The sequence below is a fragment of the Fictibacillus tiangongensis genome (assembly GCF_048083785.1).
Lineage (GTDB): Bacteria > Bacillota > Bacilli > Bacillales > Fictibacillaceae > Fictibacillus.
The window spans coordinates 2,402,345-2,415,954 of record NZ_CP182294.1; the positions used below are offsets into that span (position 1 = coordinate 2,402,345).

General features: G+C 40.6%; 17 protein-coding genes. All 17 read right to left on the reverse strand.

Annotation, left to right across the window (positions count from 1 at the left end):
• Positions 1-326 precede the first annotated feature (326 nt).
• On the reverse strand, positions 327-1,106 hold the full coding sequence (locus tag ACNJYY_RS12935; protein WP_416728839.1) for a CheR family methyltransferase: 780 nt from the start codon (positions 1,104-1,106) through the stop codon (positions 327-329).
• Between the two features lie 337 nt (positions 1,107-1,443).
• Positions 1,444-1,887: a nucleoside-diphosphate kinase gene (gene ndk / locus ACNJYY_RS12940; protein ID WP_066395665.1), complete on the reverse strand. Its 444-nt coding sequence runs from the start codon at positions 1,885-1,887 to the stop codon at positions 1,444-1,446.
• An 84-nt stretch (positions 1,888-1,971) separates the two neighbouring features.
• Positions 1,972-2,937 carry a polyprenyl synthetase family protein gene (locus ACNJYY_RS12945; protein WP_144699376.1) on the reverse strand — a complete coding sequence of 322 codons (966 nt, stop codon included), beginning with the start codon at positions 2,935-2,937 and terminating at the stop codon, positions 1,972-1,974.
• Positions 2,938-2,958: 21 nt separating this feature from the next.
• Positions 2,959-3,786 (reverse strand): menaquinone biosynthetic enzyme MqnA/MqnD family protein, encoded by an 828-nt coding sequence (locus tag ACNJYY_RS12950; protein ID WP_416728840.1) that lies wholly within the window; start codon positions 3,784-3,786, stop codon positions 2,959-2,961.
• A 6-nt stretch (positions 3,787-3,792) separates the two neighbouring features.
• Positions 3,793-4,383 (reverse strand): UbiX family flavin prenyltransferase, encoded by a 591-nt coding sequence (locus ACNJYY_RS12955; protein WP_137789044.1) that lies wholly within the window; start codon positions 4,381-4,383, stop codon positions 3,793-3,795.
• Complete coding sequence (locus tag ACNJYY_RS12960; RefSeq protein WP_416731867.1) at positions 4,380-5,213, reverse strand: UbiA-like polyprenyltransferase; 834 nt, start codon at positions 5,211-5,213, stop codon at positions 4,380-4,382. The genes ACNJYY_RS12955 and ACNJYY_RS12960 overlap by 4 nt, the downstream gene beginning before the upstream one ends.
• 46 nt (positions 5,214-5,259) lie before the next feature.
• Positions 5,260-5,964 carry a demethylmenaquinone methyltransferase gene (locus ACNJYY_RS12965; RefSeq protein WP_416728841.1) on the reverse strand — a complete coding sequence of 235 codons (705 nt, stop codon included), beginning with the start codon at positions 5,962-5,964 and terminating at the stop codon, positions 5,260-5,262.
• 4 nt (positions 5,965-5,968) lie between these two features.
• Positions 5,969-6,682 (reverse strand): heptaprenyl diphosphate synthase component 1, encoded by a 714-nt coding sequence (locus ACNJYY_RS12970; RefSeq protein ID WP_416728842.1) that lies wholly within the window; start codon positions 6,680-6,682, stop codon positions 5,969-5,971.
• 150 nt (positions 6,683-6,832) lie between these two features.
• A complete protein-coding gene (gene mtrB / locus ACNJYY_RS12975; RefSeq protein WP_066241872.1) occupies positions 6,833-7,051 on the reverse strand; it encodes a trp RNA-binding attenuation protein MtrB in 219 nt (72 codons plus the stop codon).
• A 12-nt stretch (positions 7,052-7,063) separates the two neighbouring features.
• Positions 7,064-7,630 (reverse strand): GTP cyclohydrolase I FolE, encoded by a 567-nt coding sequence (gene folE, locus ACNJYY_RS12980; protein WP_197130680.1) that lies wholly within the window; start codon positions 7,628-7,630, stop codon positions 7,064-7,066.
• Between the two features lie 342 nt (positions 7,631-7,972).
• Positions 7,973-8,245: an HU family DNA-binding protein gene (locus ACNJYY_RS12985; RefSeq protein ID WP_066241877.1), complete on the reverse strand. Its 273-nt coding sequence runs from the start codon at positions 8,243-8,245 to the stop codon at positions 7,973-7,975.
• 339 nt (positions 8,246-8,584) lie between these two features.
• On the reverse strand, positions 8,585-10,063 hold the full coding sequence (spoIVA, locus tag ACNJYY_RS12990; RefSeq protein ID WP_137789039.1) for a stage IV sporulation protein A: 1,479 nt from the start codon (positions 10,061-10,063) through the stop codon (positions 8,585-8,587).
• Positions 10,064-10,324: 261 nt separating this feature from the next.
• Positions 10,325-11,035, reverse strand: coding sequence for a hypothetical protein (locus tag ACNJYY_RS12995; RefSeq protein ID WP_416728843.1), 711 nt, complete (start codon positions 11,033-11,035; stop codon positions 10,325-10,327).
• Between the two features lie 14 nt (positions 11,036-11,049).
• Positions 11,050-11,250, reverse strand: a complete 201-nt coding sequence (locus ACNJYY_RS13000) for a DUF2768 domain-containing protein (protein WP_416728844.1) — start codon at positions 11,248-11,250, stop codon at positions 11,050-11,052.
• Between the two features lie 352 nt (positions 11,251-11,602).
• Positions 11,603-11,863: a stage VI sporulation protein F gene (locus tag ACNJYY_RS13005; protein WP_066395705.1), complete on the reverse strand. Its 261-nt coding sequence runs from the start codon at positions 11,861-11,863 to the stop codon at positions 11,603-11,605.
• 116 nt (positions 11,864-11,979) lie between these two features.
• Positions 11,980-13,005: an NAD(P)H-dependent glycerol-3-phosphate dehydrogenase gene (locus tag ACNJYY_RS13010; RefSeq protein WP_416728845.1), complete on the reverse strand. Its 1,026-nt coding sequence runs from the start codon at positions 13,003-13,005 to the stop codon at positions 11,980-11,982.
• An 18-nt stretch (positions 13,006-13,023) separates the two neighbouring features.
• Positions 13,024-13,605: a glycerol-3-phosphate 1-O-acyltransferase PlsY gene (gene plsY / locus ACNJYY_RS13015; RefSeq protein WP_416728846.1), complete on the reverse strand. Its 582-nt coding sequence runs from the start codon at positions 13,603-13,605 to the stop codon at positions 13,024-13,026.
• Between the last annotated feature and the right edge of the window lie 5 nt (positions 13,606-13,610).

A 13,610-nucleotide genomic window follows, 5' to 3' on the forward strand; every position in this document is an offset into this window, starting at 1 on the left:
AAAACGTTCAAGGAGGGATCGGATGGGATATGATCATATCTGCACCTCCGCAATATACGGAGAATGAGGGGGATTTAAGAGGTCGATCTGTACGGGAACATGTACATCCTTCTTTTAAGAAGCATATAAAAAAGCCATGCAGAAATAACCCGCATGGCATATGTACATATCCATTCTCGGCTCTGCTCCACTCAAACTCTCTCAACTTGTCTCAACTAAGCTCTAAACTCTTAACTAATGTGCACAATTACGTGTGCTCTAAACTTATCAGTTACATTAAACCATTGCAGGAAATCTGTCAACAGGTTTACATGGTTCTATTTTTTTTAACTCATTTTTCGATAAAAGAACGGTTCTACCGATACCAAGTCGTATAATCCTGGATTGAAGATCTGCTCGGTACTTCCGACGAACAGAACACCGCCTTTTCGAAGTGCTTTGCTGAATTTTTGATACAGGACTGTTTTGGCTTCTTCTGTAAAATAGATCATCACGTTACGGCAAACGATCAGATCAAAATCAGATTCAAAACGATCAGAAAGCAAGTTCTGCTTCTTAAACGTTACTTGTTTTTTGATTGAATCTGTAACTCTGATACCGAGTTCCTCTTTTGTTGTATAACGTGCTATTTTATCGCTCGGAACATCTTTGATCGCTTTTTCAAAATAGAAGCCTTTTTTTGCTTGCTCTAACACTTGTTGATCTAAATCTGTTGCAAGGACCGAAAACCTTGAAAGGTCCTTTTTGTAATCAGATAACAGCATCGACAAGCTGTATGGCTCTTCTCCTGTGGAGCAGGCTGCGCTCCAAACCTTTAAAGATGACCTGTCTTCAACTAAGAGAGGAATGATTTTTTTCTCTAGGACATCCCAACGAGCAGGATTTCGGTAAAATTCAGAAACGTTGATGGTCATGCGGTCTAAAAATTCAAGAAGCAATTCTGTATTTTTTGTGAGTGCACGAAAATATTCAGAAAAGGCTGTAAATCCTCGTTTGTCTCTCAGTGCAATGAGTCTGCGTTTCATCTGCGCTTCTTTGTATAAAGAAAGATCAATTCCTGTTTGCTCATAAATGCTCTTTTTAAAGCTTTCGTAGTCCGGGTCCATTTTCTTCTCTCCAATTCCACTGCCATGCAAATTTAATCTCTACACATATATATCGGAAGCTGATACAGATTGTTGCATAGCAGAAGAAGTAACATGACAGGTGGCTGGTGAATGTATATTTTATTCTATCAGCAGATTATTGACGATTTTTGTAAATTATAGTCGACTTGTCTTTATAATAGATCAATTGGTGAAATTACGTTGAAATTCGGTCAAGTCATGACCGAGATAGGTAAATTTATTAATGGATCTTGGCAAATTTAAAGACCTACACTTTATCAAAACAAAAAAACCGGCACATCGGCCGGTTAAAACGCTTTCATTTCCATGTAAAAAATTAAATCCAAACCGCTACTGCTTTATCATAAGAAACAAGTTCTTCTTCTTTGAAGAAAAGACCGATCTCACGGACAGCGCTTTCAGCAGAGTCAGAACCATGGATGATGTTGTTGCTCACTTGTACAGCATAGTCTCCGCGGATTGAACCAGGAGCAGCTTCAGAAGGGTTCGTTTTGCCCATCATGTTACGAGCTGTAAGGATAACGTCCTTACCTTCCCAAACCATAGCAAATACTGGACCAGATGTAATAAAGTCAACAAGTTCGCCGAAGAACGGACGCTCTTTGTGCTCACCATAATGTTCTTTTGCAAGATCTTCAGAAATGTTCATTAGTTTAGCACCAACAAGTTGAAAACCTTTCTTTTCAAAACGGGATACGATTTCTCCGATTAACGCACGTTGAACACCATCAGGTTTTACCATTAAAAACGTTTTTTCCATGCATTCCCTCTCCTATCATCTATGTATATGTGGGACAAGTTCCCCAGAGAAATCGTACCAAAAATTTTAAAAATTAGCAATCACTCAAAATTTTCGACCAGCGATATAATCTGCTACTTTTAACAAACTATCTCTGGCATCCGTTTCTGGCAAAGACTCGGCAGCTAATTTAGCGCGTTTCAAATATTTATCAGATATCTTCGTTGCGTAATCAATTCCGCCTAACTCTTTGATATCTTTTAACAGTTCTGCAAGCTGCGCAGGCTCTTTTTTGTCATAATAAGCATCCAGCTTCTCTTTCATCTCTGGATACTGATAGATCGTGTACAGCACAGGCAATGTTAAGTTTCCTTGCTTCAGATCACTTCCCGCTGGTTTACCGAGCTGTTTTTCAGAAGCAGTAAAGTCTAAGATATCGTCTGTAATCTGAAAAGCCATTCCTACTGAGAAACCAAAATCGTACAGTTTCTTTTGCAGAGAAACATCTGCTTTTGATGTAATCGCTCCAAGCTGACAGCTCAGCGCGATTAAAAGTGCGGTTTTTCGTTTGATCCGTTTGAAGTACTTTCGAATGTTTTGATCCGTATCATACTGCTCGTTGATCTGTTCGATCTCCCCAAGACACATCTCTTTCATGCCTTGTGCCAAAATCTGATGCGCACGCGGAATCTCGATCTCAGACATTAGTTTTAAAGCGGATGCGAAAATAAAATCGCCGGTATACATGGCAATCTTGTTATCGTATTTTGCTTTTACTGTTTTTCTGCCACGTCTCATATCCGCATCATCCACTACATCATCATGAACGAGCGAAGCCATATGAATCAGTTCAAGAGCTGCAGCCGGCTTTTTCACTTGGTGAATGTTATATGTGCCGAACTGAGCGGAAAGCAGAACAAACACAGGGCGGATTCTCTTTCCCCCTGCTTTTAAAAGTTCAGCTCCTGCCGTATGAATCTGCTTCTGATCGGAACGAACGGATTCTACGAGCTGATCTTCAATCTGCTGCAAGTCTTTTTTTAGAAATGAGTATAAGTCCTTTAACTTCACTTTTGTTTCACCCTATCGCCGTTACTTATACGAATATTTAATGATAGAGGGCATTGTATTTAACAATCCGCACTCTACAGCTAGCTGAAAATAAAGGTTGAGTCCCTTTTCATGTTCGCCACTAAATTGATAATTTAATCCATTAAAATAAGAATTCCAGAACTGAAAAGTGCCTCCATGTTCTGTTATCACTCGCTCGATGACTGGAACAAAATTTTCTCTCTGACATCTTTCTTTGCTCTCTATTATACTTCTTCCCACATACGATAACAGCGCACCTTGTTCAGTTTCCATTTCATTTCGATACGCCATCACGGCAAAGATCATCGGCAGCCCAGTCTGTTGATACCAGATCTCTCCAAGATCATAAACGTGATAAGAGCCTCGTTTACGATTCGCACTTATCGCATCGTCCCCGATCAAGAGGCATGCATCATACGCGTTCAGCATGAATTCAAAATTCGGTGTCTCTACTTGGTACGTAACCTCAACACCATAAAAACGGTCTAAGATGATCTTTAATAGAGCAACCGATGTTTCTGAGCTAGATGTTAATGCGATTCTCTTTCCGTCCAACTCTTCAATCTTATACTTTGAAAAAAGAAAGATTGAGTTTACTTTTCCGAACGAAGAAACCGAAAGATCTGGGACTAAGCTGTAGTTCAGAGCGTTCTTTCCGTATGAAAACGAAGAGATGCCTCCTATGTCGACCAGCTGTTTCTCCATTAAAGCGTTTACTCGTGATGGAACTGCTTGTGTAATAGTGGCGCCTTGATCCATCAGTCGCTCTCTATCTAAGTAAAAGTAAAGGGGTATGATGTTCGTGTAGCTGATTTCCCCGATGTTCATAATCTATCAGTCTCCCCAGCGTGTAAACAATTCGTGATGTACACCTAAGTTATCTAGCACTTTACCTACCAAGAAGTTCACTAGATCATCCATCGATTTTGGCAAGTGATAAAAACCAGGCATCGCAGGAACAATCTTTCCTCCTGCTTCTGTTACTTTTAACATGTTTTCAAGGTGAATCTTGTGAAGTGGTGTCTCTCTTGGGACTAAGATCAGTTTTCTGCTCTCTTTCAGCATAACATCTGCTGTTCGTTCTAACAGGTTTCCTGATGCACCATGAGCGATCCCAGAAAGAGTTCCCATCGAACAAGGAATGATGACCATCCCGTCGTTCTGATACGAACCGCTCGCGATCGGTGCATTAAAGTCTCGAAGGGTGTGATAATGAAGACGATCTTTACCGTATGAAGCAAAATTCTCTTCTATACAGCGTTCACGGTCCTCTGTATCCCACAATAATTCTTCTCTAAACACTTGCCATCCTGCTTCAGTAACAACAAGATGTAGCTTGTGTCCGCTTTTTAAGATCTCTTGAGCAAGTCTTACGCCATATACAGCTCCACTCGCTCCTGTTATTCCGATTGTAAAAGTTTTCATATCAACAAATCTCCTACTGAAAAGATAAACATGACCACACTCAATACACCGTTCATCGTAAAGAAGGCAACGTCCAGTTTAGACAGATCATGAGGCTTAACGAGTGAATGCTCATACACCATGATCGCACCAGATATGAACACACCTAAATAATAGATCCAGCCCATTCCTGATACAACGCCAAGTGAGACAAACGCTATGAAACTAGCAACATGCAGCCATCTAGCAGTCATCAGACCATTAGCGATACCAAACGCAGAAGGAATGGAATACAGCCCATGCGACTTGTCATATTCAGCATCTTGTGTGGCATAGATCACATCAAAACCAGCTGTCCAAAACAATACTCCTACGAATAGTAAAAAGGCTTCCGGACTTAATGTTCCGGTTGCACCAACCCAACCGCCTAGTGGCGCGATAGCGATCGTCACACCTAAGACGATATGACACAAATACGTGAAACGCTTCGTATAAGAATAGATAACAAGAAAAAAGACCGCAAGCGGCAAGAGCTTCACTGATAGCGCGTTTAATTGATAAGCACTTACAAACAATAAAGCTAGTGAGATCAGTATAAAAAGATAGACTTCGCCTCTATTTAAAAGCTTAGCTGGTATCGCTCTTGTTTTCGTTCTTGGATTCGCTCCATCAATCTCTGAATCTATCGCACGGTTAAGAGCCATAGCAGAACTTCGTGCGCCGACCATAGCAAGAGTGATCCAAACCCATTCCATCAAGGATGGAACGGTTCCCTCTTCAACGAGGTTTCCCATGATCGCTCCAAGAAATGCAAACGGTAGAGCAAAGATGGTATGTTCAAACTTTATCATTTCTAAAATTATTTTAATTTTATTCCACACACTGCAACGCTCTCTTCTATTGCTGTTTTTTCCCTGTATGCATGGCGGCAGCACCTAAAGCATACGATTTAACCTCAACGTTTGATAAACCCGCTTGTTTAAAAAGTTGTTTCAGTTCTTCTTTTGTTAAAAAAGCTTCTGTTGATTCTTGAAGCCATGCGTATTCTTGGTAACTCTTAGCAAACAATTTACCGAATACCGGCATGATGTACTTAAAATAAAACTTAAAGAGCTGTTTGAACACCGGAACCGTCGGATGCGAAGTCTCTAAACATACGACTCTTCCGCCCGGCTTCACAACACGTGCCATCTCTTTTAGTGTTTGGAGATAATCAGGAACGTTCCTAAGCCCAAACCCGATCGTAACGAAGTCAAAGCTGTTATCTTCAAACGGAAGCTCCATCGCGTTGCCATGGATAAAGCTGACTCCAGGAATTCGGCGCTTCCTTAACTTTTCGATCCCAACGTTCAGCATGTTCTGACTGAAATCTAGGCCTACTACTTTGCCTTCTGTACCAACTTTTTCAGCAAGAGCGAACGTCCATTCACCTGTTCCGCAACAAACATCTAAACATTGGTTTCCAGGCTGTACTTTCATTCTTTTCATCGTATCTTTACGCCATTTACTATGCTGTTTAAAAGAGATCAGATCGTTCATATAGTCATACTGATCCGAGATCTTTTCAAATACAGAGTGAACCCGTTCTTCTTTACTCAACATCGGATTAACCCTCTCCTAACATTAAGTCATTTTTGCTAGCATCTACCAAGCTGTATCCTTCTCTATGAAACAACAGCGGTATTTTAACTTCTTTGTTCTTTACTTCCGCCTCGCATGTCTCGAGGTAGTTCAACTGTTCGTCACTTAATCTTCTTCTCGTTTCAAGGCTGTGATATCGTGACACAGTTAGATACCTTTCAATAAACGGTATATATGTATAGAGTCCAAACGATTCAGCAGCTTTTGTTAATAAAAGACTGTCGATCTTCTGTATGGCTTTTAAATATTCTACACTCGAAGTTGAAAACTTGTCCTTGCTATGAATATGCAGATCTGCCTTCAGTTCGTTAATTTCCTGAACCGCGCTCGATAACTTTGAGATCAGATCTAAATTTTCACAGTGAGATAAAAGTAAGTAGTATAGACTGCTAAAATAATCGCCAGACAATACAACAAGCTGACGGTTCTTTTTGTTCTTATTGATTTGCTCTTCTAAAATGTCATCATGACGGTCCAATGCAGACTGAATGAGAGTAATCGAACTGAAGTACTCTGCTTCGACAGCTTCATCCAATTGTAGTTCGCGCAAAAGACAGTACGTGATGAATACTTTGGATTCATTAAATACTGGAGGTTGGATATATCGTTCTACATAACTGTGCTGCATCAATAAAAGTGTATGCTGTTTTAAACGTTGAATCTGTTCCATGGTGTTCATCAAATCCCTCCAATGACACAGCAAAATTGTGCTTTCTTATTATAACATAGTCGCCAAAATTATTAGGATTCAACCTCTTTAAAAGACATAAAGAAAACTAGGCTTATCTTTAGCCCAGCTTTTTGGCACATGTACTGCCGAAAGTGATCTTTACGATTCTGTATCTACTTCTCCGTGTTTCGTGTAGATCACAGCTTTTCCTCTAACTTTCACAGCTGAAGTATGCTCTGTGAACTGAGCGATCATCACTTCACCTTTATCAAGCTTTTCAGAATGGTGAAATCTTGTTTCAGTTCCACGAGTCAAGCCGATTACGTTTACGCCGTTCTCTTTCGCTTTGATCACGAAAAAATCAAATTCTGATTTCATGAAGTTACCTCCTTAGTTTCTGATTAAACTTAGTACTTCTGCACGAGCCGCAGGATCTTTTTCAAAAACACCACGAACTGCTGAAGTAACCGTCATAGAGCCCGGTTTCTTAACACCACGCATCGTCATGCACATGTGCTCTGCTTCGATCACAACGATCACACCGTGAGGTTCGAGAGTCTCCAGCAAGCTGTTCGCAATCGTCGATGTGATTCTTTCTTGAAGTTGAGGTCGTTTTGTAACAGCTTCCACAGCTCTAGCAAGCTTGCTTAATCCTGTTACTTTGCCTCCTTTAGGTATGTATCCGATATGCGCTTTTCCGAAGAAAGGTACGAGATGATGCTCACACATGGAGTAGAAAGGAATGTCTTTTACAAGCACTAACTCTTCATGATCTTCTCCAAAAATAGTAGCAAAGTGCTCTTTAGGATCTTGGTTCAATCCTTGGAATACTTCTTCATACATTTTTGCAACACGTTTTGGTGTATCTATTAAACCCTCTCGCTCAGGGTCTTCACCTATCGCTTCTAATATCATTTTTACCGCTAACTCAATTTTTTCTTTTTGAACTTCTGCCACGCCGGTTGTCCTCCAATTCCATTCACACAATAGAAAAATTTTAGCATAATGAAGAGAGAATAGCAAAAAGAGAAAACCCTTACGCCGTGTGCGGAGTGGATCTGATCGAATAGTAAGCTTCGATTTTGATGGCGGGTGATTCTTTGAGTGAATTGCTGATAAAATTGGATCCTTGCCGATATATTTTGATTGTTGCCGATATAATCTCATTCTTGCCGATAAAATCAAAATCTTGCTGATATAATCCCAATTCTTGCCGATAAATCGTCCCACTCTTTCAAATCCATATAAAAAAGACCGTGAATGGATTCACGGTCTTTTTTAAGTTGCCCTATGTATCAATTATTTAACAGCGTCCTTAAGGGCTTTCCCTGGTTTGAAAGCAGGAACTTTGCTAGCAGAGATCTCGATCTCTTGACCAGTTTGCGGGTTGCGGCCTTTACGAGCTGCACGCTCACGAACTTCAAAGTTACCAAATCCGATAAGTTGAACCTTATCACCGCTTTGTAGTGTACCAGTGATTGCTTCGAAAACAGCGTCAACTGCTTTAGATGCATCTTTCTTAGAAAGCTCAGCTTGCTCAGATACTGCATTGATTAGATCAGTCTTGTTCATTCCATTCACCTCCTCTCAAGGTACTATTCACCATCATTCAACTTTTGAATCATGATTCCTTCATTTATGTAATATACAAGATTTTACTAATTATATCTGTGACAAGCCTTATATTATACGATTACATTGAGAAATTCAATCTTTTTTAGGCGTTTTTCGCTATTCAACCCTTAAAATTCCTTATTTTTTGACCTTTTTTTACAAAAAATCTCCCCTCGCGAGGTAATAAAGTCACTCTCTTAGCACAGGTCATTTGTTCTAGTCAAACATACAAAGATATACAGTTACCTTAATCGTTAACGAACAAAAAAAAGACTCCTGATGATAGGAGTCCAAAAGTTATAAAATAATGGCAATCAAACCGCCTGAACCTTCATTTATAATACGTTCTAATGTCTCTTTTAATTTATATCTTGCATTCTCTGGCATCAGTGAGATCTTCCCTTGGATTCCTTCTCTTACGATAGAATTTAGCGATCTTCCAAAGATATCAGAATTCCAGATTGATAGCGGATCTTCTTCAAAGTCTTGCATCAAGTATCTCAGCATCTCTTCACTTTGTTTTTCCGTACCGATAATTGGCGCGAACTCTGATTCTACATCTACTTTAATCATGTGAATGGAAGGTGCGATCGCCTTCAGTCTTACACCGAATCGAGATCCTTGACGGATGATCTCAGGCTCATCGAGGCTCATATCAGTAATTGCTGGTGCCGCGATTCCATATCCTGTTTGCTTAACCATTCTTAGTGCGTCTGCCACCTGATCGTATTCCGTCTTAGCGTATGCAAATTCTTGCATCAGCTGAAGCAGATGGTCTTTGCCTCGAATCTCAACGCCCACCACTTCTTTTAAGATCTGGTCGTACAGGTAATCAGGTGCGAACAAGTCGATCTCAGCGATCCCTTGCCCCATTTCAATTCCTGCGAGTCTTGCGTCATCGATAAAATCATAGTCAGCGAAGAACCCTACAACCTTATCTACATCACGCAAACGTTTGATGTCTTGAACCGTTTCTCTTACTGCTTCTTCATAGCTTTCACGCAGCCAATGGTTCTCACGAAGGACCATTACCCAGCTAGGAAGGTTAACATTGACCTCAAGCACCGGAAACTCATATAACGCTTCTCTTAACACGTTGTTAATATCATGCTCAGTCATCGCTTCAACACTCATCGCGAGTACAGGAATATCGTATTTTTCACAAAGCTCGTTGCGAAGTCTCTGCGTGTCTGGATGGTGTGGCTGTGTAGAGTTGATCAGCATGATAAACGGCTTTCCAACTTCTTTCAGCTCTTCAACCACCCGTTCTTCTGATTCCACATAATCGTATCTTGGAATCTCACCGATCGTCCCATCTGTTGTTACTACTACTCCAAGCGTGGAGTGTTCTTGAATAACTTTTCGAGTACCGATTTCAGCAGCTTCATGAAACGGAATCGGCTCATCATACCACGGTGTATGAATCATTCTTGGGCCGTTTTCATCTTCGTACCCTTTTGCACTCGGCACCGCATAACCTACTGAATCAACGAGACGTATGTTAACATCTAGCCCATCACCTACATTGATCTTCACCGCATTGTTTGGAACAAATTTGGGCTCAGTGGTCATAATGGTGCGTCCAGCTGCACTCTGCGGTAATTCATCTTGAGCACGTTGGCGTTCTGCTTCATTATCAATGTTCGGCAGCACCACAAGCTCCATAAACTTCTTAATAAATGTGGACTTCCCTGTTCTAACTGCTCCTACTACACCCAAGTAGATATCTCCGCCTGTCCGTTCGGCGATATCTTTGAAAATATCGATTTTCTCCATTCATTTCCCTCCCGATCCAAATAAAGTTCCGGATGCTAGTCTTGGACAATACATCGTATGATTTTGTCCTATTGATTATGACAAAGGAACGGAAATTTTTATTGGATCCTCGCTTTTCTCGGTTGTATAGTTCCATAAAAACGGGAGGGCGCACTAGAGTGCCTACCGATGAAACTATAAAGCTTGTTTCGTTAAAAGGATTTCCAAAAAAAATCTCTCCGCCTTTTCTATGAATGTATTAGAAAAAGGGAGAGTTCATGCCTATTTTATTAAAAAAATAGGTTTATTATTTTCAACTGTATATGGAACGGAATAGACAGGCACAAAAAACGAATGAACGGCTAGTAGGTGACGTATGTCTTCGTGTTTATCCAATTCATCCAGGTAGCTTGTGATCGCTGCACTTAGATCTTTCCTGTAATCTATAAAAATCTTTGCATCACCATTGATCATAAATGGCAGTTTCTTCCCCGTAAAAGGACTTGTAACGTACGGATCTTCCTTAAATCCTAACTTCTTAAAATCAAGAGTGTGTCTGCCTTGTGCTTCTATCTTTTTAAATGGCGGGTAATCGTGCTCGGCCATATAGATATTTAAAGCAACCTGTATATCCTGAACTTTATCCGTTAATACAAGGTCTGCAAGCTTTACAGTCGGCTTTGTCTCTACATCGATCAATACGTATTGAAAGGTTCCGCCTTTTTCAAAAGCATTGCCCGGAGGTTCTTGCATATATTTTGGAACTAGTTTATTAAAGTCGATCAAGTATTTTTGATAGATATCTGTATCTGCCTCTTTTGTTTTAATCGGCAGTACACCCGTATCTTTTTGAAAACTCTCAACGGCTTGCTGAACCGCAGTAATCTGATCTTGATAAGGAACTCGGTTCTGTGTTTTTCTTTCTTCCGGATATAAACATCCTGAAAGTGTAAATAAAATTAAACATAAAGGAATCCACCATTTTTTAGACATATAGACTTCCTCCTCTAACCTTGTACAGGTCCGCTGAACACAACGATGATGATTAGAATACCTGCTACGATCATGCAGATCCACGCGAATAGCGAAACGACAGTCTGAAAGACTCCAGATAATTTCGCTCGACTAAACATGATAGAGAAAACAGCAACAAACATTAAACCGATGGCTGATAGAGCCACCCACATTTTTAACAAACCTTCACTCATATGTATCCTCCTTGTCCACAGCGTACATTATAGCATAATTCTTGGTATTTCCTTTACTTTTTCGGAAGTTGAAATTCTGTAAGAGACTACACTTGTTTATTGATCATAGTAAGGATTACGCGTGACGATTTTGTTGTTATTGTTGGACTTGGAGGCTGCCCCGCGGAAAGCGAGCAACTTGGAACGAAAACAACTACTTTCGAAATCATGGAAACAGCCCATCTAAATTTAAAAAACCAAACAAAAAAACACCCGGGCGTGACCGGGTGTTCGACTAAATACTTCCTGTACTGAAGGAACACTTCCATGATTTTAGGTGCTAATCCACTTTATACAATTATAAAGATTGAGCCTACTTACCTTCAAACATTTTAGATAATGTTGCTAAGTCGAGAGGTATGTTATTGTTAAGAACAGCCTGAACGATCTGATCTTCTTTTTGTTTTGAAACCGCCACTCCAGCCATAGAAGATACTTGGGAAATCAGCATACGAATCGTGCGCTCGTCACGAAGATTTGACCCGCTTACGGATTGAGCAAGTTTAAAAATATCATCCTTTTTCACACTTGTTTTCTTCTCGATCTTATCAAAAAAGTGTTGTTCACGTTCCACCTGAAGTCCTCCTCCCACTTCCTTTTCACCTTATCGTATGCAGGGAGATTGGAAGCGTGAAAGAAAAAAAGGCGATTGCCTAAAATTTTTTAGACATTCGCCTATCGACTGTGTGTTTAGCTCTTTAAAGAAGATACATCTTCTACTTCATGTGTGCGAGAACGCTGCATCAGATCGTCAACAGCCTGTTTTGCGCCCTTACCATTGAACAATACATCATACAGCACTTGTGTGATGGGCATCTCCACTTCTTCTCGTTTACTCAATTCGTACGCTGCTTGTGTGGTTCTAACGCCTTCAACGACCATGCCCATGTTCTCAAGAACATCTTCCAGCTTCATACCTTTTCCAAGCATATTTCCAGCACGCCAGTTACGGCTATGAACACTCGTACACGTTACGATCAAATCTCCAATTCCTGTAAGACCTGAAAAGGTCAGAGGATTGGCACCCATATGTGTACCTAGTCGAGCGATCTCAGCCAGACCTCTCGTGATTAAAGCCGCCTTCGCGTTATCACCATAACCTAACCCATCAGAAAGGCCTGCACCTAGAGCGATGATGTTCTTAAGAGCACCACCAAGCTCCACTCCGACAACATCAGGATTCGTGTAGACCCGGAAATTTTGATTAATAAAAAGATCTTGTACTTTTTCAGCAGCCTTCATGTTTACTGAAGATACCGTAACAGTAGTCGGCTGCCTTAGAGATACCTCTTCTGCATGACTTGGACCTGAAAGAACGACCACAGAATCTAATACCCTTTCAGGAAGCTCTTCTTCAATGATTTCAGAAATCCGTTTATATGTACCAGGCTCGATGCCTTTTGAAGCATGAACGATTGTAACAGGAGAGTTCAATTCGTTCTTTAATTGTCCGAGTACCTCTCTCATCGCTTTTGTCGGCGTGACGAGTACGATCGTGTCCGCTTCTTTCACACATTCGTTCAACTGAGTTGTTGCTTGTATGTTTTCAGGGAGTTCAACGCCAGGTAAATATTTTTCATTCTTATGATCGTTGTTGATCTCCTTGACCTGATCTTCTCTGCGTCCCCACAGAGAAACGTTATGACCGTTGTCAGCCAAAACGATGGCAAGGGCAGTACCCCAACTTCCAGCACCTAAAACAGCAACATTATCCATACGTGTCACACTCCACTATTAAATTTTACGTTCATTCCCATTCCAGATCCTTGCTATATTTCCACGATGCTTCCAGATTGAAACAATCGAAAGAACGAAGCTAGCTAATACGGCTTCTAGTGAAAGATTAAACTGATACAACATGAAAAATGGAGTAAGAATTAAAAAAACAATAGAACCTAATGAAACAAATCTGGATATCCATATGGTTATGATCGCGATAACACCTGCTACAAGTGATGGCAAGAATGCAATCGCAGCAAAAACACCAATTGCTGTAGCCACACCTTTCCCGCCTTTAAATCCATAAAAGACGGGATAGTTGTGACCGATGACGGCTGTCATGCCGCACAGAACTGCAATGAAGGAAGAATCTGTGAACCATAAGGCAACCCAGACAACTAGAATACCTTTGAAGCAGTCTAATAGCAAAACGGCGATTGCCGGTTTTTTTCCTAACACTCTAAGCGTATTCGTTGCACCGGCGTTACCACTTCCATGATTCCTAATATCTTCATTTCTCAATACTTTAGTCAGCAAATAACTGAAACTAACACTTCCGATCAAGTAAGAAATAACGAAGAGTACGATCGTCGTCATGGAAG